Source organism: Zymomonas mobilis subsp. pomaceae ATCC 29192, from assembly GCF_000218875.1.
Classification (GTDB): Bacteria; Pseudomonadota; Alphaproteobacteria; order Sphingomonadales; family Sphingomonadaceae; genus Zymomonas; species Zymomonas pomaceae.
The window spans coordinates 1,309,594-1,333,857 of record NC_015709.1; the positions used below are offsets into that span (position 1 = coordinate 1,309,594).

At 44.7% G+C, this 24,264-nt stretch carries 20 protein-coding genes and 1 CRISPR repeat array; of the genes, 12 read left to right on the forward strand and 8 right to left on the reverse strand.

What is annotated here, in order from left to right; all coding sequences use genetic code 11:
• Positions 1 to 101: 101 nt before the first annotated feature.
• Together ZYMOP_RS05755 and ZYMOP_RS09690 are read left to right on the forward strand one after the other, a co-directional pair.
• On the forward strand, positions 102 to 428 hold the full coding sequence (locus ZYMOP_RS05755; RefSeq protein WP_013934409.1) for a DMT family transporter: 327 nt from the start codon (positions 102 to 104) through the stop codon (positions 426 to 428).
• Between the two features lie 149 nt (positions 429 to 577).
• Positions 578 to 1,405, forward strand: coding sequence for a nucleotidyltransferase family protein (locus ZYMOP_RS09690; protein WP_013934410.1), 828 nt, complete (start codon positions 578 to 580; stop codon positions 1,403 to 1,405).
• A gap of 54 nt (positions 1,406 to 1,459) precedes the next feature.
• Positions 1,460 to 2,464: direct repeats of the CRISPR family, unit length 29 nt; unit sequence CGGTTCATCCCCGCGTGGGCGGGGAACAC.
• Positions 2,465 to 2,607: 143 nt separating this feature from the next.
• On the opposite strand, the gene leuD is transcribed toward ZYMOP_RS09690, so the two are convergent.
• The 4 genes from leuD to ZYMOP_RS05780 form a co-directional block, all read right to left on the reverse strand.
• Complete coding sequence (gene leuD, locus ZYMOP_RS05765; protein ID WP_013934411.1) at positions 2,608 to 3,186, reverse strand: 3-isopropylmalate dehydratase small subunit; 579 nt, start codon at positions 3,184 to 3,186, stop codon at positions 2,608 to 2,610.
• Positions 3,183 to 4,646: a 3-isopropylmalate dehydratase large subunit gene (leuC, locus tag ZYMOP_RS05770; RefSeq protein ID WP_013934412.1), complete on the reverse strand. Its 1,464-nt coding sequence runs from the start codon at positions 4,644 to 4,646 to the stop codon at positions 3,183 to 3,185. Before leuC ends, leuD begins: the two co-directional genes overlap by 4 nt.
• A 115-nt stretch (positions 4,647 to 4,761) precedes the next feature.
• Entirely contained in the window at positions 4,762 to 6,309 is a 1,548-nt protein-coding gene (locus ZYMOP_RS05775) for a serine hydrolase domain-containing protein (RefSeq protein ID WP_013934413.1), read from the reverse strand.
• A 228-nt stretch (positions 6,310 to 6,537) separates the two neighbouring features.
• Positions 6,538 to 7,806, reverse strand: a complete 1,269-nt coding sequence (locus ZYMOP_RS05780; RefSeq protein WP_013934414.1) for an MFS transporter — start codon at positions 7,804 to 7,806, stop codon at positions 6,538 to 6,540.
• 327 nt (positions 7,807 to 8,133) lie between these two features.
• On the opposite strand from ZYMOP_RS05780, the gene pgsA reads away from it, so the two are divergent.
• A complete protein-coding gene (gene pgsA / locus ZYMOP_RS05785; protein WP_013934415.1) occupies positions 8,134 to 8,685 on the forward strand; it encodes a CDP-diacylglycerol--glycerol-3-phosphate 3-phosphatidyltransferase in 552 nt (183 codons plus the stop codon).
• Between the two features lie 248 nt (positions 8,686 to 8,933).
• Positions 8,934 to 11,078 (forward strand): TonB-dependent receptor, encoded by a 2,145-nt coding sequence (locus ZYMOP_RS05790; RefSeq protein ID WP_013934416.1) that lies wholly within the window; start codon positions 8,934 to 8,936, stop codon positions 11,076 to 11,078.
• A 438-nt stretch (positions 11,079 to 11,516) separates the two neighbouring features.
• Here the strand turns inward: ZYMOP_RS05790 and bioB are convergent, their stop codons facing one another.
• Together bioB and ZYMOP_RS05805 are read right to left on the reverse strand one after the other, a co-directional pair.
• Positions 11,517 to 12,521 carry a biotin synthase BioB gene (gene bioB / locus ZYMOP_RS05800; protein WP_013934418.1) on the reverse strand — a complete coding sequence of 335 codons (1,005 nt, stop codon included), beginning with the start codon at positions 12,519 to 12,521 and terminating at the stop codon, positions 11,517 to 11,519.
• Positions 12,522 to 12,713: 192 nt separating this feature from the next.
• On the reverse strand, positions 12,714 to 13,502 hold the full coding sequence (locus tag ZYMOP_RS05805) for a hypothetical protein (protein ID WP_013934419.1): 789 nt from the start codon (positions 13,500 to 13,502) through the stop codon (positions 12,714 to 12,716).
• Positions 13,503 to 13,776: 274 nt separating this feature from the next.
• Here ZYMOP_RS05805 and ZYMOP_RS09580 point away from each other — a divergent pair, with 274 nt between their 5' ends.
• Positions 13,777 to 13,947, forward strand: a complete 171-nt coding sequence (locus ZYMOP_RS09580; RefSeq protein ID WP_252507405.1) for a hypothetical protein — start codon at positions 13,777 to 13,779, stop codon at positions 13,945 to 13,947.
• 507 nt (positions 13,948 to 14,454) lie between these two features.
• On the opposite strand, the gene ZYMOP_RS05810 is transcribed toward ZYMOP_RS09580, so the two are convergent.
• Positions 14,455 to 16,263 (reverse strand): ABC-F family ATP-binding cassette domain-containing protein, encoded by a 1,809-nt coding sequence (locus ZYMOP_RS05810; protein WP_013934420.1) that lies wholly within the window; start codon positions 16,261 to 16,263, stop codon positions 14,455 to 14,457.
• A gap of 185 nt (positions 16,264 to 16,448) precedes the next feature.
• Between ZYMOP_RS05810 and ZYMOP_RS05815 the strand changes: the two genes are divergently transcribed.
• The 7 genes from ZYMOP_RS05815 to ZYMOP_RS05845 all read left to right on the forward strand — a co-directional run bounded on the left by ZYMOP_RS05815 (position 16,449) and on the right by ZYMOP_RS05845 (position 23,000).
• A complete protein-coding gene (locus ZYMOP_RS05815; protein ID WP_013934421.1) occupies positions 16,449 to 16,811 on the forward strand; it encodes a hypothetical protein in 363 nt (120 codons plus the stop codon).
• 224 nt (positions 16,812 to 17,035) lie between these two features.
• Positions 17,036 to 18,409 (forward strand): aminodeoxychorismate synthase component I, encoded by a 1,374-nt coding sequence (gene pabB / locus ZYMOP_RS05820; RefSeq protein WP_252507406.1) that lies wholly within the window; start codon positions 17,036 to 17,038, stop codon positions 18,407 to 18,409.
• 16 nt (positions 18,410 to 18,425) lie between these two features.
• Positions 18,426 to 19,037 (forward strand): anthranilate synthase component II, encoded by a 612-nt coding sequence (locus ZYMOP_RS05825; RefSeq protein ID WP_013934423.1) that lies wholly within the window; start codon positions 18,426 to 18,428, stop codon positions 19,035 to 19,037.
• Positions 19,003 to 19,833: an aminotransferase class IV gene (locus ZYMOP_RS05830; RefSeq protein ID WP_013934424.1), complete on the forward strand. Its 831-nt coding sequence runs from the start codon at positions 19,003 to 19,005 to the stop codon at positions 19,831 to 19,833. The genes ZYMOP_RS05825 and ZYMOP_RS05830 overlap by 35 nt, the downstream gene beginning before the upstream one ends.
• A gap of 242 nt (positions 19,834 to 20,075) precedes the next feature.
• A complete protein-coding gene (locus ZYMOP_RS05835; RefSeq protein WP_013934425.1) occupies positions 20,076 to 20,534 on the forward strand; it encodes an RrF2 family transcriptional regulator in 459 nt (152 codons plus the stop codon).
• 45 nt (positions 20,535 to 20,579) lie between these two features.
• Positions 20,580 to 22,220, forward strand: coding sequence for a hydroxylamine reductase (gene hcp / locus ZYMOP_RS05840; RefSeq protein ID WP_013934426.1), 1,641 nt, complete (start codon positions 20,580 to 20,582; stop codon positions 22,218 to 22,220).
• Positions 22,221 to 22,541: 321 nt separating this feature from the next.
• On the forward strand, positions 22,542 to 23,000 hold the full coding sequence (locus ZYMOP_RS05845) for a cupin domain-containing protein (RefSeq protein ID WP_013934427.1): 459 nt from the start codon (positions 22,542 to 22,544) through the stop codon (positions 22,998 to 23,000).
• 84 nt (positions 23,001 to 23,084) lie between these two features.
• Here ZYMOP_RS05845 and hemW read toward each other — a convergent pair whose 3' ends face one another.
• Positions 23,085 to 24,263, reverse strand: coding sequence for a radical SAM family heme chaperone HemW (gene hemW, locus ZYMOP_RS05850; RefSeq protein ID WP_013934428.1), 1,179 nt, complete (start codon positions 24,261 to 24,263; stop codon positions 23,085 to 23,087).
• Between the last annotated feature and the right edge of the window lies 1 nt (position 24,264).

Genomic DNA, 24,264 nt, shown 5'->3' on the forward strand with positions numbered 1-24,264 from the left:
TCTTTAAGGAATATTTAAGAGCATCCTCTTTTATTTTATAAAATCTGTTCTGTATTTTCAATTTTTAAGGTCTAAACAGCTTTCCAAAAAAGGATTTTTGAATGTTAACGGGCTGGCCGGGACTAATTATTGCTGTCTTTTTTGAAGTAGCTGCCACCACAGCTTTACGATTAGCCAATGGCATTGATAAACCGTTATGGTTGGTGATGGCCTGCATCGGTTATTTCATCTGTTTTACGATTATTTCTTTCGTTTTCAAAACCTTACCTATGGGCATTGTCTATGCAGTTTGGGCAGGCGGCGGCCTTGCGATTATGACGATCATCAGTCAATGGGTCTTCAAAGAAACGCTCGACATCCGACAAATCGCCTGTATTCTTCTTATCCTAGTCGGGGTCATTGGTCTTAATCTCCTATCGCCAGCATAAAGGGCGAAGGGATAGATCCTCCCCTTAAAAAAGACGAATAATTTCTATCTTTTTAAAAAGCCTAGAGACAACCCTTAAAATTGTCTTTGCAAGACTCGTTTCCGCTTCTATCTCGAACCTCATGAATATTCGGCTGGAAAAGAGATAAGATGACCCAGCAGTTATGGACAGCGTTAATTCTGGCAGGTCAACGTCCGGGGATAGACCCCTTGGCGGCCCAATTTAATCAGCAATGGAAAGCCTTGATACCGATTGCCGGTGAATCGATGCTTTCGCGGGTAGCCAAAAGTCTGCTCGCGCTCTCTGAAAGCAGTCGAAAGGGTGACAGCATCAAGCGCCCTCCAATCGGGCGCATTATTATTATGGCACAAGAGCCAGAGGCTTTATTAACGGGCGATTGTGCATGGCTGGCCAAAGATTCCCGAATAACAACGGCGATATCAGGACAAGGCATCGCCACCAGTATTATGACCTTAATTGATCAAAAAAAGATCACATGGCCACTCTTGGTAACAACGGCGGATCATCCGCTACTGACACCCGAAATTATAACCGAATTCTTAATGAAAACCCCTGATAAAGATCTTAGTGTGGGGGTCGTAAACCGGACAACTATTTTAAAACATTATCCAGAAAATCGCCGTACATGGCTCAAATTTTCGGATGAGGCCTATAGTGGCGCGAATCTTTTTGGGATGAGAAATGAGAAAGTAAAAAGCGCGCTTCACCAATGGTCAATGATAGAACAAGATCGCAAAAAAGCATGGCAACTTATCCGCCATTTCGGGCTTTGCCTTGCTATCCGTGCCGTTACACGCACCATCAGCTTTGAAAAAGCCTTAACCCAAGTCGGTCATACGCTTGGCCTTACTATTCAACCTGTTGTTTTAGCGCAGGCAGAAGCGGGTATCGATGTCGATAAATTATCGGATTATAAACTAGCGGAACAAATTTTAAAAAGCCGATCCCGACCATAATCCCCGCCTCAGCAGGGAACACTGCCGAACATGACAGAAACCCGCTTCCCCCAACGGTTCATTCCCGCGTGGGCGGGGAACACGCCACGTGGCAGGGGTGCAGATCATGGGTTCGCGGTTCATCCCCGCGTGAGCGGGGAACACTATTGTTCGCGATGTGATGAAATGAGCCAAGACGGTTCATCCCCGCGTGAGCGGGGAACACTTTCATCATTTTGGATTTAAAGAATGTCCACGCGGTTCATCCCCGCGTGGGCGGGGAACACACGTCCGGATCAAAAGCAACAACCGCCATTTTTGGTTCATCCCCGCGTGGGCGGGGAACACTCCTGCCAGCGCTGAACAATGGCACGACGAAGCGGTTCATCCCCGCGTGGGCGGGGAACACCTGTTCCGGTATCAATTAGCCCAGACATAACCCGGTTCATCCCCGCGTGGGCGGGGAACACAGATGGTCTTTGATATGAATTCGATGCTTGATCGGTTCATCCCCGCGTGGGCGGGGAACACATATCGAGCAACGCCGAAATTCATTCAAACGGCGGTTCATCCCCGCGTGGGCGGGGAACACATCCTGCCCATCAGAGCGAGATAAGGTAATTCCGGTTCATCCCCGCGTGGGCGGGGAACACCGGCATCCATAATCCCTTCTTTTTTCGCGTGGCGGTTCATCCCCGCGTGGGCGGGGAACACGTCATAATTTGGAATTAATCTATCTATTTTTTCGGTTCATCCCCGCGTGGGCGGGGAACACGTCATAATTTGGAATTAATCTATCTATTTTTTCGGTTCATCCCCGCGTGGGCGGGGAACACGATTGATAATAACACCGTCAGGATTGCGTAGCCGGTTCATCCCCGCGTGGGCGGGGAACACCTTTCTGCTGAAATCGGCAAAGTCTCGGAAGCCGGTTCATCCCCGCGTGGGCGGGGAACACATTGATAGTCCGAGCGATTAGTGCTGCGGGGGCGGTTCATCCCCGCGTGGGCGGGGAACACAGCGCCAGTCGGTGCATTGAAATCGAGATTTCCGGTTCATCCCCGCGTGGGCGGGGAACACTCATCCCGATAAGGGATTGATATTAAACAATATTCACGATGTCAAAAAATCTACCAACTTTTTATAGATTATTCAGGGCAAAAAAACAGCCCGCAAAAACGGGCTGTTCATCAAAAAATAGACAGAATACATCCGAAGAAATTTTAAACCCAAGGCCGATCAGAGGCTAACACATCTTCATAGCGGCTAATCTTATCTTGTTCTTTCAAGGTAAGACCAATTTCATCCAAGCCTTCCAGCAAACAACGCTTACGGAAAGGATCAATATCAAAATGAAAACGATCTTGGAACCGCGTGGTGACAACCTGATTTTCAAGATCAATCGTAATAGGATCTGTTTTGGCAACTTCTAACAAACGCTCAACTGTTTCTTCGGGTAAAACTACCGTTAATAGGCCATTTTTAAAAGCATTACCCGAAAAAATATCAGAAAAGCGCGGTGCAATAACCGCTTCTATTCCCATTTCACTGATAGCCCAAGCCGCATGTTCCCGACTGGAACCGCAACCAAAGTTGTCACCAGCAATAAGAATGGGGGCGCCTTTATATTCGGGATTATCAAAGACATTCCCGTCTTTGGCGCGAATGGTTTCAAAAGCGCCTTGGGCTAAACCTTTACGGTTAGTCGTTTTCAAATAATGCGCCGGAATAATAATATCCGTATCGATATTACTTTCCCCCAAAGGATAGGCTCGGCCTTCGACTATTTTAACAGCTTTCATGCCGTTTCTCCCTGTTTGACCGATGCAAGCGGCACCATATTGCGGACATCTGTCAAATACCCCGTCACAGCTGCCGCGGCAGCCATAGCAGGCGAAACGAGATGCGTTCTTGATCCTGGCCCCTGCCGTCCAACAAAATTACGATTTGAAGTAGAGGCACAACGCTCACCGGCAGGCACTTTATCCGGATTCATCGCAAGACACATAGAGCATCCCGGTTCACGCCATTCAAAACCGGCAGCCTTGAATATCTGATCCAAGCCTTCGGCTTCAGCCTGACGTTTTACCAAACCGGAACCCGGTACGACCAAGGCCTGCTTGATAGTATCAGCAACATGCCGTCCCCATACAACAGAGGCCGCCGCCCTTAAATCTTCAATCCGGCTGTTGGTGCAGCTTCCAATAAAGACATTTTCAATCGCAAGCCCTTCCATTTTCTGGCCGGGTTTCAAATCCATATATTCAAGCGACCGCCGCGCGGCAGCTTGCTTGGCTGGATCAGCAAAAGAAGCCGGATCGGGTACAACGCCAGTGATGGGTAAAACATCTTCAGGGCTAGTTCCCCAAGTCACTGAAGGCTGGACATCAGCCGCTTTAATAACAACCGTTTTATCGTAAATCGCGCCTTCATCGGTTGCTAATGACCGCCACCACTGAACTGCTTTGTCCCAATCTTTACCCTTAGGGGCCATAGGCCGTCCCATAAGATAGGCAAAGGTTTTCTCATCCGGTGCAATCAAACCGGTGCGCGCCCCTGCTTCAATGGACATATTGGAAACGGTCAAACGCTCTTCAATCGACAGATTGCGGATAGCCTCGCCTGTATATTCGATAGCATAGCCCGTGCCCCCCGCAGTCCCCAGCACATGAATAATATGCAAGATTAAATCTTTTGCTGAAACATCAGGCGACAAAGCCCCCTCAACGCGCACTTCCATCGTTTTGGAAGGCGATAAGATCAAAGTCTGGGTTGCCATGACATGTTCGACTTCGGATGTTCCGATACCAAAAGCCAAAGCACCCAAGGCACCATGGGCAGCCGTATGGCTATCCCCACAAACCAAAGTTGTGCCGGGTAACGTAAAACCTTGTTCCGGCCCGACAACATGCACAATCCCCTGTTCAGGGTCAGTAGCGCTGATATAACGCACGCCGAATTCAGGCGCATTTTTCGCCAAAGCCGCTAACTGTGCAGCCGATTGAGGATCGGCAATCGCCAAAGGCTTGCCGTCTTGATCAAGCCGCGCCGTCGTCGGCACATTGTGATCGGGCACCGCCAAGGTGCGATCAGCTCTGCGCATTGTGCGACCTGTTTGACGGAGGCTTTCAAAAGCTTGCGGACTAGTCACTTCATGCACAAGATGCCGGTCAATATAAACAAGTGCAGATCCATCTTCACGACGCTCAATAACATGAGCGTCCCATATTTTTTCGTAAAGCGTGCGGGGGTTTTTCGTCATAATTATTCCTTTGGCGGCGCTTTTTAACGCTATCTATTATAATTGCAATGCGCCGCCCTGGTTATTCCTAGACCTGACCTCCTATAAACAAGGCTTTTTTTGCCTGTATTACAGGTTATTTTTTGTGAGTGGGGTTGACCTTTTTAGCAGTCACCTTTTTCGTAACCGTCACGGTTTTCTTTACCTTTACGCTATGCTCTGTTTTATGGAGAGAAGCGTTATGGGGTAAAGATGCCTTATGGCTGGTGCTCTTTTCAACCTTATGGCTATGCTCAACCAGACCGCCGTGGTGAAGGGTATGACTGGTTCGGGCATTCTGCCCTTTTCTTAAAGGAGCAGCCTCCAGATGTTTTTCTCTGGTATGCACAAGATGGGCAGGTTGATCAGGAACGTCAAGTTCCATCCAGTCATGAAAAGGTTGATGATAAAGCATATCCATCACCTCTAGCTGCACGCCTGTCGGGCGCGGGCTTTCGCTATTCCATAAAGCCGCTACACCCGATTTAAGCTTTGGATCAAACAAGATCAAGGAACGATAACCGCTGACCGCGCCGCGATGCCCGACCATCAGATGACCCCGATAGTGATACACACGAAAAGCCATCGCATAGGCGGCATCATCCATAGCATGATCGACGGGACCGCCTTTCCAGGTTCCGGTATTAATCTGGGGTTGGTGAAGCCGATTGAGAAGGGCAGGCGGTAACGTTTCAGGATCCATTCCCATTTGTGCCCGCATCCAGCGTCCTAAATCCAAAATCGAGCTATTGACGCCACCCGCCGCCGGAATACGATAATAATTCTCGTTGACGACCTTTACATGCTGACCGGTATGGGGTTCGGCCCAATCAAGCGAGTTGACGAGCGCTTCACGACCAATCGAAGCGGAATACATACCAAGGGGTAAAAAAAGATACCGTCTTACCGCTTGGGCATAACTCTGCCCCGTGACCCGTTCAACGATTTCATGCGCGGTATCAAAAGCGATATTCTGATAACCATAACACTGGCCGACGGCACAACTTAAATGCAGACGGTCAAGCGTTTGACGTAGGTTAGCTGGATCCTCGCCTTGTTCTAATCTATCATCATAGGCGTTATGAACCAATCCCAAACGCTGGGATAATAACATCCGAATAGTAGCCCGCTGTTCTGCATGATCAGGCAAATGTAAACTGGTGCCATAACGGGCAATCATATCATCTAAGGATAAACGACGCTTATCCGCCAAGACATTGACCAGCGTTGCGGCTACCCCCTTGGACAGGGAAGCCCAGCGGAATAAAGTGTTCGGGGATACAATTTCATGTCCGCCCGCTTTTCTGACACCATATCCCCGAACAAAACGGATCTGGCCATTCTCGACGATGACCACACCCAATCCGACCATAGTCTTAGAGTTCATAAGCCGATTTAAACGCTGATCGATCTGCTGATAATTTATAGCACTCGTCCCCTCTTCTGGGGGCGATAAACTCTGAACAATAGTATTCTGATTGTCACCAGCAGCCAGCAAAGCAGAGGGCATTATACTGCACGCTGCCATCAAAACGGTACCTATCTTGAAAACCGTTTTTTGAAGAGAGGCGACCTTACTTTTAAAATCGGCTACAGGTTTTTTTTTCTTCTGATTGATAGCCGTGATGATCGTCCGACACTTCATGCCCTACCCTTTTGTTACCTGTCCGGAAATCGCTGGACAGCCAATAAAATAAAACTGTCATTTTGTGGTGTGATGCAAAAAAGCGAATCAAGTCACCTTAGTTTCTTCGATAACGTTTTTTCACAAAATGATAGGTTATTTTAGACGAAATAGGATGGTTTCTCAGATAGAAAAGATAACGACAAAAACAAACCCAAGAATTAAAAGAGATAAAAAGCGCAGAAGACATTAATCACAACTGCAATGAAGCCGCCAAGATAACCAAGCAGCAATACAGCACATAGCCGCAACACCCCATAAAATCTGTGAAGTAGAGGCCCCAAGGCTATTAGCAAGGGCCGCAGAAAAACCCCCAAAAACCATAGCGCCCGAGGTCATAATATTATTGGCGGCAACTGTCCTTGCTGTATGATCTTTGGCGACAGTCGTCGTTAAAAAAGCATAAAGGGGTACCACAAACATACCGCCAGTAACCGCAATCGCTAGTAAGGCGACAAAAACCATCCAAATATCGGGTTGATGAATAAAGGCTGAGACAGTGAAGAAACGGCCCGTTGGCAAATTATGCCAATTATGAATAACACGATCAAAGCCCAAAACTGAAACACCCATTGCTAAAACCGAGGCAGGCGCATAGCGCGCAGAGACATTCCCCGACAGTAAACGGTTAATCAGCAACGAACCAATCGCAACACCAATAGAAAAAATTGCCAGAAATAAACTCGCGACTTGTCTGTCCGCATAAAAAAGATTTTTTACCACTGGCGGAAACTGGATAATCAACACCGAACCAATGGCCCAAAAAAAACTGATCGAGCAAATCGCTAAAAATAAGCGTGGAATATGCATAGTGCCGGAAACCAGCCGATAAGAAGCGCGAACAATATTTCGATCAAGCGGGGGGCCATCATGTTCGGCTTTCGCATCTGGAATACTTCTTGAGGCATAACATCCCAAGACTGCAATGATCAGAACAATGATACCCGCTTGGCGGCTAGTTATAAAACCGGCCAAAATAGTGCCGGATAATATAGCAAGATAACTACCCGCCTCGACCAGCCCCGTGCCGCCCAGCACTTCATCCTTTTGCAAATGTTGTGGTAAAATAGCGTATTTGATAGGGCCAAAAAAAGTCGAATGAATGCCCATCGCAAACACACCCACCAACATTAAAGGCACTGAATAAACCCATAATCCGATAGCGCCTGCCAACATGATACCGATTTCCACTATTTTGACGATACGGATAATCTTGGCCTTATCATGGGTATCGGCCAACTGCCCTGCCAAAGCAGAAAATAGGAAAAAAGGTATAATAAAAATACCGGTGGCCACCGCAGAAAAACGGGTCTCGATCTGAGGATCAGAATAAATCCCATAAGTGGCTACCAGAACTATCACCGTCCTGAACAGATTATCGTTAAACGCCCCTAAAGTCTGGGTAACGAAAAGCGGCAGGAACCGGCGTTTAGTCAGAAGCCGGATAGAAGCTTTCATGCCGGAAAAGAACTCATGTTGCCTTAAATGAAGCTGCCTTTCATAACGAAAGCTTCAAGCTACGCCAAGGGCAAGCATAATCGATAGAGGGTAAAAATGCCGTTTGCTCCTTTTTTTCCATTTTGACGTTAAAAAATATGAGTTTCCCCTTGGTTATTGATAAGTGTTATCCTACTAACTGAAATAAATCGGGGAAAATTTTAACGCCTTAAGATAAAATCATTTCCCTTAAAATTGTTATAAGTACAGCTGATACTTTCTGAGCCGGAAAGCGTGTTTCTGCTTTTAAAGGATATCCGCTTCACTATTTCAGGAACTGATCGTGACATGCTGACCCTGCCAAATGTCTTGACCCTTTCCCGTATTTTTGCGGTTCCGGTGTTAGTCGCCTTATTATGGAATCCGGGCTGTCTTGGCTATATTTGCGCCTTTTTACTTTATTGCCTGATGGCGATTACTGATTATTTTGATGGTTATCTGGCACGGGCGCAGGGTACCGTTTCCAAGCTTGGTATCTTCCTTGATCCGATTGCGGATAAAATCATGGTCGCTTCGGTCATCGTCTTGCTGATTTCTCGCCACCCGCTCATTACCGATTTCAACATTCTGGCAGCCTTTATCATTCTTTTGCGCGAAATTGCGGTTTCTGGATTGCGAGAATTTCTGGCGGAATTACATGTATCCCTTCCTGTCAGCCGATTGGCTAAATGGAAAACAACTTTTCAGTTGGTCGCTTTTGGTGCCATTATCTTAAGCGGTGCTACGCCGCAAACGCCGGCGATAGCTGAAGCCGGTCTTGTTTCCTTATGGATAGCCGCCATTCTAACGCTGATTACAGGCTGGGATTACTTACGTATCGGCATCAAACATATGGATTAAATTTCACAATTCAGGGATGGCAACCCTAGCAATCAACAAACGTATAATATGGCTAACTTAATAGCATTTCTGATTTTTAAAAATAATATTATTATATATATCACTATAATATTATAATTAATAGCTATAATATGCGCAATAGAGTGTCCTATTTTTGGAACACAGTCCTTAATTGATATTGTTTATCATTATTACTATCAGCTTTCCTCTCGTTATTGATCGCACGCTATCAATCAACAGGAGGACAAATGAAGATCCCATTAAAAAAGCTTATTTCTTTTAAAGACGGTTATAAGTGGAGCACTTTTCTTACAGCCTTAGCTTTATCCTCACCTCTGTTGGCAGAAGAAAATAACAAAAAATATGATCCGTCCGAACTTATAATTACGGCTAAAAAAGATAAAGATAATTACGGACAAAACCGAAATACAGCTGCAAAAATTGCTCTTGCTGCACGCGATCTTCCCCAAACAGTAAATGTCGTCTCGCACCGCTTAATGCAGGATCAGATGGTGCTATCACAACAAGATGCGCTTAAAAATGTTCCGGGCGTTTCTTTTTCAACCGGCGACGGACAACGCGATCAGGTCTTCATTCGTGGATTTAACGCTTTTGGCGATGAATTCGTGGATGGTTTTCGGGATGATGCGCTTTATTTTCGTGACATGTCCAATATCGAGAATATCGAAGTCCTAAAAGGCCCCTCTGCGGCCTTATTTGGACGGGGTTCAGCGGGAGGTATTGTCAACCGCGTCCGAAAACAAGCAGATACCAATATTACAAACCTCACTTTTACCGGCGGATCATGGAATGACTATCGCGGGCAATGGGATTTCGGGCGGACAAGTAAATATAATGGGAATGGTTTTCGCCTGACAGGTGCCATTGAAAGCGGGGACAGCTATCGAGAACAGCAATTTGTCCATCGCTTCGCGATTGCGCCTTCTTTCATGTATGGAAAAGGTACGGACACAGTTATTTCGGTACAGGCCGATTATCTAAAAGATCGCAGAATTGCCGATTTAGGGAACCCTTCTCTTAATGGTCGCACGGTCAATATCGATCACCCCGAAGTTTATTACGGTTCAGCCGATGCCGCTAAATATGATTACACACAGTCCACTGTATTTTCCCAAACGGTAAATGCCGTTCATCATTTTTCAGATAATTTGTCCTTACGAGACGGTTTTCGCCATTATGATTATAAGATGTTTCGAGGAAACACGAGTCCGGCAAGTGGGGTCGTCAACGGATTAGTTCAACTTTCGCACCATCCGGCGGCCCGTAATGAAAATGGATGGGATAACCAACTGGAATTAACGCAAAAAATTGCAACAGGAAAAATCCATCAAACCTTGCTTTATGGTTTTGAAGTTTCACGTCAAAGTAAATTATCAACGACCTATGCAACCTATCCCGGTAAATCGACATCCCAAGAGATTAAAGACAGTTTTTATGTTGATCCGTTCGATCCAGTATTACCCAATATTACAGGAGATGATCTCAGCAGTATTACAAATAAAAATCGTGGCATTTTTTATGATTATGGGCTTTACCTCCAAGATGCCATCGACTTCACGCATGGTTTTAAGCTGTTAGCTGGCATCCGCTGGGATTCCTTTAGCCAAACAACCTTGCCGATTTCGGGATCAGCAACCTATGCCCATCGTCTTGATCACACATGGAGTCCCCGTCTCGGTCTGACCTATGAACCTGATGATCATCAATCCTATTATGTTTCATGGAGTAAAAGTTACCAGCCCTCTGGCGAGACCCTGAATATTGTGGCTAAGCAGGCCGATCTGGTGCCTTCAGAGACCACCTCTAAAGAAATCGGTGCTAAATATACCTTATTACACAATCGGCTGATGATTCAGATCGCAGGCTTCATCATCAAAAAAACGCATATTCAGGCTACTAATCCCCTTGATAACACCACTATGGCTATCGGAACTCAGCGCAATGAAGGCGCGGAATTTTCAGCAACCCTTGATGTCGGACGCGATATTCATTTGATTGCGGGCTATGCTTATATCACCACCAAAAATCTGGCTTCCGCAACCCCCGCCTATGTTGGAAAGGAAGGCACGTTGACGCCTCATAATCAGGGCAATTTTTATATAACCAAAGCTTTCGGTAAACATTTCGGTATCGGAGGCGGCATGAATTATGTGGGCAACCGTTGGGCAGATCCCAGCAATACAGTCATTTTACCCCATTATGTAACGGGCGATGCCATGGGATGGGCACAATTTGGCCGCTATAGATTTCAGCTCAATGCCTATAATATTTCGAATGCACGTTATATTGTTTCTGGTCATGGGACCAATGCTAATTTGAATATGCCGGGGGCACCCTTGAATTTCCGCGGCACTGTCAGTGTCTCTTTGTAGAAATCCTTTATTTTTATAAAAAGAATAAAAGAACAAAAGTAACATACAGAAAAAGCTAGCTTTATTCTTTTTTTATTAAAAAAACTATTTTATATATTTCAATTAACTTCAGTTGTGTTATTTTATTTCTCCTACCCCATACAAAGAAAGGGAGAAATAATGTTACATATTCATATGTTTCCTCTGGTCGCGTTGCTACCGTTTATTATTATTTCATCAGCGGTATTAACAACTATTTTGTATGTCGAAAATCAAAAGGATAGCTATTATAATAAATTCCCAATTTTCGGAATCGGGTTTAGTTCTTTTATTTATTTTTCAGTATTCGCAATTATGATCAGTAATATTGGTGAATTTATTTATGATAGAATACTGTAAATTTGAATTTTTTAAAAAATAGCCTCAATTCGAGTACAGATTGAGGCTATTTTTATTTTATCAAACGTTAGCGCTCAACGCCTCTAATAAAGCATCATCCGCTTGAACATCCGCATTCGGCGTCGTCAGCAAAACATTTCCATAAAAAATCGAATTAGCGCCTGCTAACAAACAAAGAATCTGCGTTTCACGACTAAGCGAAGAACGACCGGCTGATAAACGCACCATAGATTGGGGCATCATCAGACGGGCAGTTGCAATCATCCGAACAATATCTAATGAATCCACAGGTTCAGCCTGTGCAAGAGGCGTGCCCTCTATCGGAACTAACATATTGACGGGCACGCTTTCTGGATGAGGGGCCATAGAGGCTAAAACCCGCAATAAAGCGACCCGATCACGTGGGGTTTCGCCAAGACCGATAATGCCCCCTGTGCAAAGGGCAATACCTGCTTCTCTTACACATTTCAGTGTCTCTAGCCGATCCTGATAACTATGGGTTGTTACAATTTTTGGATAGTAATCAGGGCCGGTATCAAGATTATGATTATAAGCGGTAAGACCGACTTCGGCTAAACGTTTTGCCTGATCTTTATTAACCATGCCCAAGGTAACACAGGCTTCCATATTCAAAGCCCGCACCCCTCGGATCATGGCTAAAACCGCATCAAATTCTTTACCATCGCGGATTTTTCGCCAAGCGGCCCCCATACAAAAACGTTCAGCCCCAGCTTGCTTTGCCTTGGCCGCTAACGCAATCACAGCATCAGGGTCCATTAATTTTTCGCGGGTCAACTCTACATCGTGATGAGCAGATTGCGAACAATAGCCACAATCTTCAGGACAGCCGCCCGTTTTAATACTCAGCAAACTAGCCTTTTGCAGCCGCCCTGCCTCATGATAGCGTCGATGGACGGCATTCGCTTGTCCTACCAATTCCAATAATGGCAGATTATAAAGGGCGAGCGCTTCCTCTTCTTGCCAATCGTAACGAATATCTTCCGTCAATTGCGGTATAACGGTTGTGCCATCGCGTTCTGTAGGCTGCGTCTCGACCGGTATCATGCGTCAAAAAACCCTTATTGTTTACGGCTTTATATGGCTTTACGAATTTAAAGCATCAATTATGCTTTAAAAGCTTAAAATTTTTTATAACCAATTTTTAATTAAAGTAATTTTTTAAAAACAAAATTTAAAAAACCATGAAAAAAATAATAAATATTGAAATTTATTATAATTATAAAATATATACAAAAACTACAATAATTTGAATTTAATTTCATTAAGTATTATTGAGGCTATAGCCAACAATATTTGATTAATATTACGAGTTTTTATTTCTAAAATTACCTCTTCCATTTCATTTTTATAATAATGATCTATAGAATACGTCTTATTAATAAATATTGACTTATCAAAGACTGATGGAAAACGATCAATATCACGCGCGAAAACAGCTATTTTATCAAAACCGTAAGAACGGTTCTCTATTAAAATCAACAAAGTATTCTTAAGGTCTTTATTAAAAATACTACCTATATCCTCAATAAATTGAGCATTACGGCTACGATCAATATACTCAATCGCCAGTAATAAGAGCACGAAAAATATCTTATCCCGATAAGCATTCTCTAATAATAACTCAAAAGTGAATAGATATTTTACTTTCTTTTTAAATTTCTGTTTCAAAGCAATAAGCAGCTTAATCCGTTCTAAGGTTTGAGCATTCTGATCAGCCTTATTGATGACCCAACTATAGGCATCTAACGACTGCGTTATAATACCTTGCTCAATCAATCCATTAAACAGACGATCAAAATCTTTATCGCTCGGTCTTTTGGGATGTAACAACAAAATACCGGCATTATCAGGCAGTAAAGCCGTTGTCAGAAAATCGCGAAAATAGGTTTTGAATTCGTTGATACGAGAAACGGTATAAATAAAATCCGTTGCTGTTTTTTCACCATAAAAGAAGCTAGCCGCATGGGCAATCAAAGCGGCAAAACTATCGTCACGGATGGGAGCTAAAGCATGGAGTGCATTCATACCCCTGCTATAAGGCAACCACCCCCCATCAGGCAAATTAAAGACTAGGTTCTGTTGACAAAAGAGGGCAATCCCAACTTGACGGTAGCAAGATATGGGAAGGTAAGAAAAGATTCTTTCATTTTATCATATCGGATAGCGGGTAGCGATACGATGGAACCGCTTAAGTTTGTTAAGCATCCGCTCAATGCGATTACGATCTCGCAAGAACATCGAACATCATAGGGGATTGCTCTGTCAGGTTTAGGCGCGGGGGAATTACGGGAATCGCCTTGTGGAAAAACAGCTTTTTATGCAACCTTATCAGCCAGAAGTAGATAGGATGTTGCGACGGGCAGGGACATCAAGACCTCGAAGCCGGAATAATCGGAGACTTCTCCGCCGGTTACTTCAATGCCAAAAGGGTGTCCCTGATCCTCAGCACGGGCATGGATCTTGCTCGTAAAGCTTCTGGGGCTTCGACCAAAGCCTTCCTTATAGGTTCTCCTTCTGCGCCAGCTGACCGAATATGACATCGAACAACCCGACTATTTATCATGTGTTCCAGTCATCCGTCAGTCTGCATTTACCAGCGTTTCCAAAAGTGCATCCCATACGCCTTGTTCGGCCCAGCAACGAAAACGGACATAGACCGAGTTCCACTCCCCATAGCGTTTATCCATATCTCGCTAGGGGCAGCCCATAAAGAATCCCGTTCAGAAACTGGCGATTATCCTTGGCTGGACGTGACCAACACGGCAATAGCGCGCCCCCATCATCTTCCTTTCAGCGTCTGTCAGGTCTCCGCGTACCTTTTCATATCTAAAAAGATCGACCTTAATTCATCTCAGGGCTAGATTAAAATTACCTTTTGTCAACAGAACCTAGGAGGCTTCGCCAAAGAAGATTTTATTTTCACAAATGCCTTCATCAAAAGACAAACCAGCCTTGCGTTCTTAAATCTATACTTATTTTACTGGGATGCCTCCACCTGCTCGGCTAATTCTAACCAACGCATTTCTGCATCCTCTTTCTTATCCCGCAATGCGGCAACTTTATCGGTTAAAGCCGAAAATTGTGCGGGATCGCGAGTGTAAAGCTCAGGATCAGCTAAAGCGGCTTCATGGCTAGCAATTTCGGCTTCCATTTTTTCAATCTGTTCAGGCAACAAGTCATAATCGCGCTGATCTTTATAAGATAATTTGAAGCGGGTAGGTTTTTGCACTGCAGCTGTCGTTGCGGTCGCATCCCCTTTTTCAAGGTTTTTTGCCGAAGCACGCGATTGTGACAAGGCCAACCGATCAGCACGCTGTTTTTGCCAGTCGCTATAGCCCCCTGCGACAACATCAATGACACCGGAACCATCCATTCCCAAAGTGGTCGTCGCGACATTATCGAGAAAATCGCGATCATGGCTAACTAACAAGACCGTGCCGCTATAATTGCTGATTACTTCTTGCAAAAGATCAATGGTTTCCAAGTCGAGATCATTCGTAGGCTCATCCAAAATCAACAGATTAGAACGTCTGGCAAATTCTCGCGCCATCAACAAACGGGAACGTTCACCGCCCGATAACGTGCTAACCTTGGCATCCAACAAAGCCGGATCAAATAGAAAATCTTTTAAATAGCCGACGACATGCTTCTTTTGATCGCCGATTTCGATCCAATCACCGCCATGGGCAATAATATCCCGCAAGGTTTTATCAGGGAGCAAAGCCGCTCGTTGCTGGTCAATAACGACAGCTTCCAAATTTTCAGCCCGTTTAATGCTGCCTTGATCCGGTTCGATCTCGCCCATTAATAACTTTAGTAAGGTCGTCTTACCCGCACCATTTGCGCCAACAATACCAATGCGATCACCCCGACGCACTCTTAAGGAGAAATCTTTAATAATTTCACGATCACCAAAGCTTTTGCTTATATGCTTGGCCTCAATGACGATTTTAGTACGAACATCATTGGTATCAATGGCCAGCTTGGCCGTACCTTCCGGCCCTGTCATAGATTTTCGTTCGGCGCGCATTTCATAAAGTTTGGTCAGACGTCCCTGATTACGCTTTCGTCTGGCCGTGACGCCACGGATTAACCAATGCTCTTCTAACTTTAATTTAGCATCCAACTTTTCAGCAGCACGCACTTCTTCTGCCTGAATTTTTTCCATCCAGGCTTCAAACCCACCAAAGCCGATTTCAGCCCGCCGAACCTGTCCCCGATCAAGCCATAAACATTGTCTGGTTAAACGCGTTAAAAAGGTACGATCATGGCTGATAACAATAAAGGCGCCTCGAAAACGGTTAAGCCACCCTTCCAAAAACTCGATCGCGGCCAGATCAAGATGGTTGGTAGGTTCATCCATTAACAGTAAATCAGGCTCCATCGCCAACGCGCGAGCAATAGCCGCACGACGTTGTTCACCGCCAGAAGCCGACTGAGCCGATCGAGAAAGATCGACTCCTAATTGGTCTGCAATAGCTTCCACCTGATAGCGGGGTGGGGCGTCAGCTCCGGCCAAGGCATAATCAGCCAGAGTTTCACAGCCTTCAAAAGAAGGGGCCTGTTCTAATAAAACCAGTTTCAAGCCGGGTTGAATACTACGTCGCCCCTCGTCAGGCTCAATCACACCCGCCAAAAGCTTTAACAAGGTGGTCTTACCTGCACCATTGCGCCCGATCAGGGCTAAACGATCACGGGGTTGGATGTTAATATCCAGATGTCGGAACAAATATCCCGCGCCTTGAATAACGCCAAGATTTTCAAAAGATAATAAAGGAGGAGCCATAGGCCGCTATATAAGGATAAAAACGGCATTCGTCATCCTCTATAACAAAGGCCGCTATCCGATTAGGAAAATGGAGAATTCTTAACCGATTTATTAAAATAAATGCTTTCAGGTAACCTATATTTTACCTTCTTATGTTCATTCCTTATTCAAAGGCATAGCCTTACTAAGGAAGAATGCTCAAAATGAAATCTGCCACGGTTTTTTGTCTGTGTGCCGTTTTTGCCCATGCTGTATTAATAGCATCGCCACTAAGGGCCCAGCAAAGACGAGATCGGGATGTTGCGCTTGCGGCGATCCGAAGCGGTCAGATATTGCCTTTGCGCCAGATCGAAGGAAAAATACTCCCTCAAATGAGCGGATGCCGTTATCTTGGGCCGGAACTGCATGATAACACCATTTATCGTCTGAAATTTATTCGTAACAATACGGTTATCTGGATTGATGTTGATGGCCAAAGCGGGGATGTCATTAGCCGGACAGATGCAACAGGTAATTTCAGCGAATCCTCCAGTGAAACCGAATTAATTTCAGGAACTAGGGAATAATTAATAATATATTTCTATATAAGGCTTATTTTAATTCTAATACAACAAAATAAACCTAAAACCTTATTTCATATCCCCTTAAGCCTCCAACGCTTTTCAAAGCCATAAAATTTACGGATTGATCTATCCTTTACCGCTTTCATCATTTAAACAGAAAAATCGATAAATAACCTGATACTATAGGAATATCTGAGGCAGAGATGTGGCAGCGGAAACTCAATTGGATGAATCCACTGACGGCTGCTGATCGTCTGTCATCCCTCAAAGGCTTTGTTTTTCTTGATAGTGCCCTATCCCAAGCCGAATTGGGGCGCTATTCCTATATTGCCGTTGATCCTTTTGCTTTATTTACAGTCATTAAAGGAACAGCTTACTGGAATGGGAAAGCCTTAGAAGGGGATCCTTTACACGCTCTAAAAACGCAGCTTTCGACTTACAAACTGGACGTTCAAGAAAAAAAATTTCCGTTTCAAGGGGGCTGTATTGGCTATATCGGCTATGATTACGCCCAATATCTCGAAAAAATTAAAGACTATCCTCAATCTAGCGAAAATCTTGTTGAAATTACTTTCGGCTTCTATGACGCCATTGTCGCTTTCGATAATCTTACTCAAGAGAGTTATCTTCTTGCCTCGGGCTTCCCCGAGACAGAGCCTGAAAAACGGGCAGAACGGGCGACCCAACGTCTTGATCAATTGACAAAATGGCTCAACGAAAAGCTCGGAGCTCCTAGAGAAGAAGCCTCAATAACGCTTTCAAATTGGCACTCCAACTTTACGCAAACCCGCTACATCGCTGCTATTGAACAAGTGAAAGAATACATCAGGCAAGGCGATATTTATCAAGCCAATATTGCCCAGAAATTTACAGCGAAATTACCTGATAATTTTAATCCTTGGCGGCTTTATACCAAGCTCCGCACGATAAATCCGGCTCCCTTTGCCGCTTTTTTATCCTTTACCGATCTCGCCATTGCGTCCGCCTCACCTGAACGGTTCATTCGTTTACAAGGCACTCAGGTTGAAGTGCGCCCTATCAAAGGTACAGCCGCCCGCGCAAACGATAGTCAAACAGACAAAGCTTTGGCTGACATTTTACTTCATTCTGAAAAAGACCGTGCTGAAAATATTATGATCGTCGATCTGCTGCGCAATGATTTATCACGTAGCTGTATCGCCGATTCAGTAGAAGTTACAGCCCTTTGTCAGCTTGAAAGCTATACAGGGGTGCATCATTTGGTTTCAGTGGTAACCGGCATCTTAAAACCGGAACTTGATGGCTTGGATTTGTTAAAAGGTTGTTTCCCCGGCGGTTCGATTACCGGGGCACCTAAAATTCGAGCGATGGAAATTATCGCGGAAACTGAAAAAGCCTGTCGCGGTGTTTATTGTGGTGCTATCGGCTATATTGATTTCGACGGGGATTTTGATTTTAACATTGCTATTCGAACCATCACTTTTTCAGAAAAAGAAGCTGTGTTTCAGGCGGGCGGCGGTATTACGCTGTTATCAGATCCAGAAGCCGAATATTCAGAAACACTGACGAAAGTAGACAAAATTTTTGAAAGCTTCGGTAACCCCCTGACGGCAGGGCGCTGATCTTCGGAGAAAGCTGATGCTTTTAATCATCGATAATTATGACTCATTCGTCTTTAACCTTGCCCGCTATTTTGAAAGGCTCGGCAAAAAAACGATGATTATCCGTCGCGATGAAGTGACGATGAAAGACATCAGGCATTTAAACCCAAAAGCTATTATTATTTCACCGGGGCCTTGTTCCCCTAAAGAAGCCGATATTTCTGTAGAGGTAGTCCGCGTTTTCTCGGGCAAAATTCCTATTCTCGGCGTTTGCCTCGGGCATCAATGTATCGGTAGCGCTTTTGGCGGAATCATTACCCGTGCAAAAAATCCAATGCATGGTCGTGCTACAGAAATAAGACATCAGGGTAAAAGCTTATTTAAAAACCTTCCGATGCCTCTTAAAGCAGGCCGTTATCACTCTCTTATCGTGCAACCGACCTTGGCCATGAATAGCCATCTCATCACAGAAGCACTTTCTCCAGATGGAGAGATCATGGCGCTATCTCATGTTGCTCATCCAACTTATGGCGTGCAATTTCACCCTGAATCTATTCTGACAGAATACGGATATGAAATTTTAAAAAATTTCTTTGCTTTAGAGGAGGCCTTCCATGCCAACATGGCTAAACGGGGTACGGGCGGATAATGACATCACCGAATTTAACCTTACAGATAAAGGCCTATTATTAGGCTATGGCGTTTTTGATACCGCCCTTATCGTAGAAAATAGGGTTATCTATCGGGAAGCGCATCTAGAAAGACTCATAACAAGTTGTGCGGCCTTGTCTTTACCTGTCAGCGCTTTTGAACTTGGTAAGGCGATGGATATAGGCAATGCCGATATAGCCCTTGGATCGGTACGGGTTACGGTAACGGCTGGAAAAGGGCCTAGGGGTCTTTCGCTTCCCACGGAAATAAAACCTAATATTATAGTGTCGAAAGCGATGATTACGCCTGAAATATTTTGTCCCGAATTACGCCTTCTACCCAGTGAAACACGGCGGAATGAAACCTCTCCTACCGCCAGAATAAAGACTTTGAATTATCTCGATGCTGTTTTAGCCGTGCGTCATGCCCGTTATAAAGGCTATGATGATGTGTTGTTTTTAAATACCAAAGACCGCGTCGCCTGTAGCAGCATGGCTAATCTCTTTATGATCCGTGAAGGAAGATTGATTACGCCGCCGGTAAGCGAAGGTGTATTGCCCGGCATTATGCGGGCCACTGTTTTACGGTTAGCCGCGGCCAATAATATCCCGACAGAAGAGCGTCCGATTTTATTTTCTGAATTATTGAAGGCGGATGATGTCTTTTTGACGAACAGCCTACGGATGATCTGTCAGGTCACACAAATCGGTGACATTCTTATGCCGCGTCGTTTTCAAGCCTTACTCGCGCTGATAATAACAAAATTATATGAAGATATGCATTACACCCGATAAAGACCGCAATTTTTGGTTCCTCACACCCTAAAGACCTTAAAAAAGGAAAAGCCTACCTAATCAAAAGGCTTTTTTAAAAACAGGACGCTTGATGTTATTTTTTAATAAAAACTTTCTCCCGATAGGAAGCCAATCTTAGCCTTATTATTATTTTTTTAAATATTACCTAATGGTAAAATTTAAACTTTACCTAATTATCCACTTTTGATATTACCCTTCATAGATTAAGGAATCCGTGCTCTATGCTCTCTCTTTCGCAATCAGCCGGTTATGCTGTTCTTGCGTTGTCTGCTCTTTATACAGACAGCGGAAAACTTACCATGGCACGCGAAATTGCGGAAAAAGCGAACATTCCACGCCCTTATCTGAATAAGATTTTAGGTCGCTTACAAGAAGCTGGACTGATTACCGCAAAACGGGGCCAAAATGGCGGGTTGAAACTGACTCGTCCATCCGAATCTATATCCGTTTTAGAGGTAGTTAAGGCTATTGATGGGATAAATTGGGCTAATCGCTGTTTTTTAGGGTTACCGGGTTGTTCTGATAAACATCCCTGTCCGATGCACAGTTTTTGGCTAAAAGCCCGTCCGGCTATTGAACAGCAGCTACAGGAAATGACCTTGGACAAAGTCAGACCTTTTGCTGAGGCAGGTTGGAAATTCCGCTCAAAAAAGCCTGATGGGTCTTTTCCTGTGACTTAAAATCCTTCTGCATTTTGAATGGACTGTCAAAAGGATTATAATGTCATGTTATGCTTTCAGTGTGAACAAACCCAAAAAGGTACGGGTTGCACAGTCAAAGGCGTATGCAGTAAAACGCCCGAAGTAGCCGCTATTCAGGATTTATTGCTTCTTGCCTCTTCGGGATTGGCTTATGTGGCAAAAAAATTGCCTGCCGATTACGAACAAGAACAAAAAGAGGCAACGGCCTTAGTCACCCAAGCATTATTTTCTACGGTTACAAACGTCAATTTTGACGCCGATGTTTTATGTGCCTCCCTTTATAAATTGGCTGATCTCCGCGACCGTCTCAAAGGTAAGCTCCCTGAAAATATTGATCTTCCGCTAGCGGCCACCTTGCATTTTTCTCAGGATCGTGAGGCGTTAATCAAACAGGGGGAGTTATATGGCATTGAGAGCCGTGAGAAAACACTGGGTAAAGACATCACCGGCTTACAGGAATTATTGACCTACGGCATTAAAGGTATGGCCGCTTATGCCCATCATGCTGCGGTGCTGGATTTCCATGACAATGATGTGGATGCCTTTATCCTTGAGGGTATGGCCGCGCTCACCGATCACAGTTTAGGGGCTGATGCCTTATTGGCACTGGTAATGCGTTGCGGTGAAGCCTCTTATAAAACCCTTGGACTTTTAGACAAAGCCAACACCTCCAGCTTTGGTCATCCAGAACCTACCGCTGTCAAAATGGGACCCTCACAAGGCAAGGCTATTTTGGTTTCTGGGCATGATTTGCTGGACATCAAAGCGCTTCTAGAACAGACAGCCAATACGGGCATCAAAATCTATACCCATGGCGAAATGTTGCCCGCACACAGTTATCCTGAACTCAAAAAATATCCGCATCTGGCTGGACATTATGGTGGCGCATGGATGCGTCAGCGCCAGGAATTTATTAATTTCCCGGGGCCGATTGTCATGACGACCAATTGCCTGATGGAACCGAGATCAGAATATGCGGGACGCGTTTTCACCCGTGATTTGGTAGGTTGGCCGGGCTTATCCCATCTGCCTGATCGCGATTTTTCCAAGGTGATAGAAGCCGCTCAGGCGATGGACGGCTTTACAGAAGATGACAAAGATATCCGTCTCCATAATACCGGATTTGGCCATAACACGGTGCTGAATGCTGCCGATGCGGTTATTTCAGCTGTGAAAAAAGGCGACATCAAACATTTCATGCTGGTGGGTGGCTGTGATGGCGCGAAATTAGGGCGTAACTACTTCACTGACATTGCAGAAAAAGCGCCCAAAGACTGGATTATTCTAACATTAGGCTGCGGAAAATTCCGCTTAACCGACCTTGATTTAGGCGAAATCGGCGGTTTACCGCGTCTGCTCGATATGGGGCAGTGCAATGATAGCTATTCGGCTATCAAGGTAGCCTTAGCCTTAGCGGAAGCCTTTGAAACCGACGTTAACAGCCTTCCCCTTTCTCTTATTCTGTCATGGTATGAGCAAAAGGCAGTTTGCGTTCTGTTAGCGCTTCTTTACTTAGGGGTTAAGGGAATCCGCATTGGGCCTTCTCTGCCCGCCTTTATTACCCCCAACATGCTCAAAATTCTGGTCGATAATTTCGATATTAAAGCGATCGGAACATCAGCCGAAAGCGATTTACAGGCTATCATCACGGCCAAAGCGGCCTGATTATTCACGCTTCAAAATATAAAAGGGAAGGGTGCTTAGGCTCCCTTTTCTTTTATAATTTTCAATTTTACTATTAAATTACATCATTATCATATAATTTTATTTTAAAAAATTTATATTAAAATAATTTCGATTCCCTTAAAATTAATCATATCTTATAAAAATTGAAACCTAAAAAATTTTAAAAACCCTTAAAAATCAATTTGTTATTCAGAAAATATTTCATTCTTGAATGCATAAGGCTGTTCTATACTGTTCTTTATCTGAAGAAGGCTGCTCGTCAACCGCCTTCAGTAAGCTGAAATAACAGGAAGAAGGCTGATGAAAAATTATACCAAGCGGACGTATATTTCATCTCTACTATTCATGTTTGGCGCTATCTCTACCGTCTTTCCAGCCTATGCTGAGGAAAATACAGGCCATGCAGGCCAAAGTAAGACTCTCCTTCGTGCAGATACGGCTTGGGACGGCATACCCTATAAAGCCTATCCCCAAGGTTCTCCTGAATTAGTAGTGATGCAAATTACGGTACCGGCCCATAGTGAACTTGACTGGCACAGGCATCCTGTACCCAATGCCGTTTATATCCTTAAAGGGAATGTGACGATTGAGGATAAAGCGACCGGAAAGAAAAAACTTTTCCCAGAAGGCACCGCTTTTCCCGAAATGTTTAATAAAATGCACCGAGGTATAAGCGGGGATGAACCCGTCACCATGATTGCTTTTTATGCCAGTACCAAAGGGATGCCCGTCACGCTCTATACGCCCTTAAAACCTTAAAAAGAATAGCCCGCTACGATCAAGGGAGGGAGATCGGCGGCTATTAAATAGTTTTTCATGAAAAGCACAAAACCCAAAATTTTTCTAACGCAGAATCTCTCGGGTGATAGCATCTGTTAACAAAACGGACTCCCGATTGACTTTTAAACGGGTGCCTTCACGCATTATAACCGCTTGATCTATTAACTGATCGAGCGCCTTTTCATTGAGATAGTCAGTCGATTTCAACCCTGTTTTAGCCGCTATAAAGCTTAAATCGACCCCCTCAGCTAACCGCAAGCCCATTAACACGGCTTCTACCGCTTGATCTTTTGGCTTTAACAGGATCTCTTCCTGAACAGCACATCCTTTATTTTCGATCGCTTTCAACCAATTTTCAGGCTTTTTATACCGCATAGTCGCCTTATGAAGCCGCCGTCCATGAGCACCGGCACCGACCCCGATGTAGTCGCCATAACGCCAATAGGTCATATTATGACGGCTCTCTGATCCTAAACGCGCATGATTAGATATTTCATAAGCCGGAAGACCCACCTTTTCTGTTATATCGCGGGTCAATTCAAATAGATCAGCCGCATTATCCCCATCCATCGGCTGCCACTTATTCTGACGCACAAGGGTAGAAAAGCGCGTGCCCTCTTCAATAGTCAATTGATAAAGCGATAAATGATCGGTGCCAAAAGATAAGGCTTGATTTAATTCTTTACCCCAATCAGCAAACGATTGATGCGGGCGTCCATAAATCAGATCAAAGCTAACACGAGGGAAATGATGTTGGGCTATATTCAGCGCTTTCAGCGCTTCTTCTACCGTGTGAATACGGCCTAAAAAACCCAGTACGTCATCATCTAAAGCCTGAATTCCCAAAGAAAGCCGATTAACGCCCGCCTGAGCCAGAGCTTCAAAGCGGGCAGCCTCAACCGAAGACGGATTAGCTTCAAGGGTAATTTCAATATTCGGCAACGGCGGCCAATAATGGCAAGCCGCTTCGATCAACGAAGCAACGGTTTCGGGGGGCATTAAAGAAGGCGTACCACCCCCGAAAAAAATTGACCCCAAAGGTCTGCCACGGGTGAAAGACGCCTCATAGGCCATATCCGCTAACAAAGCTGTCCGCCAGATAGTCTGATCCAGATTCTCGCGGACATGACTGTTAAAGTCACAATAAGGACATTTAGACAGACAAAACGGCCAGTGGATATAAAGCGCCAAAGGCGTCTTTTCCGCCGATTTTACAAATGCTATTTGTCCGGACAAAGGCACG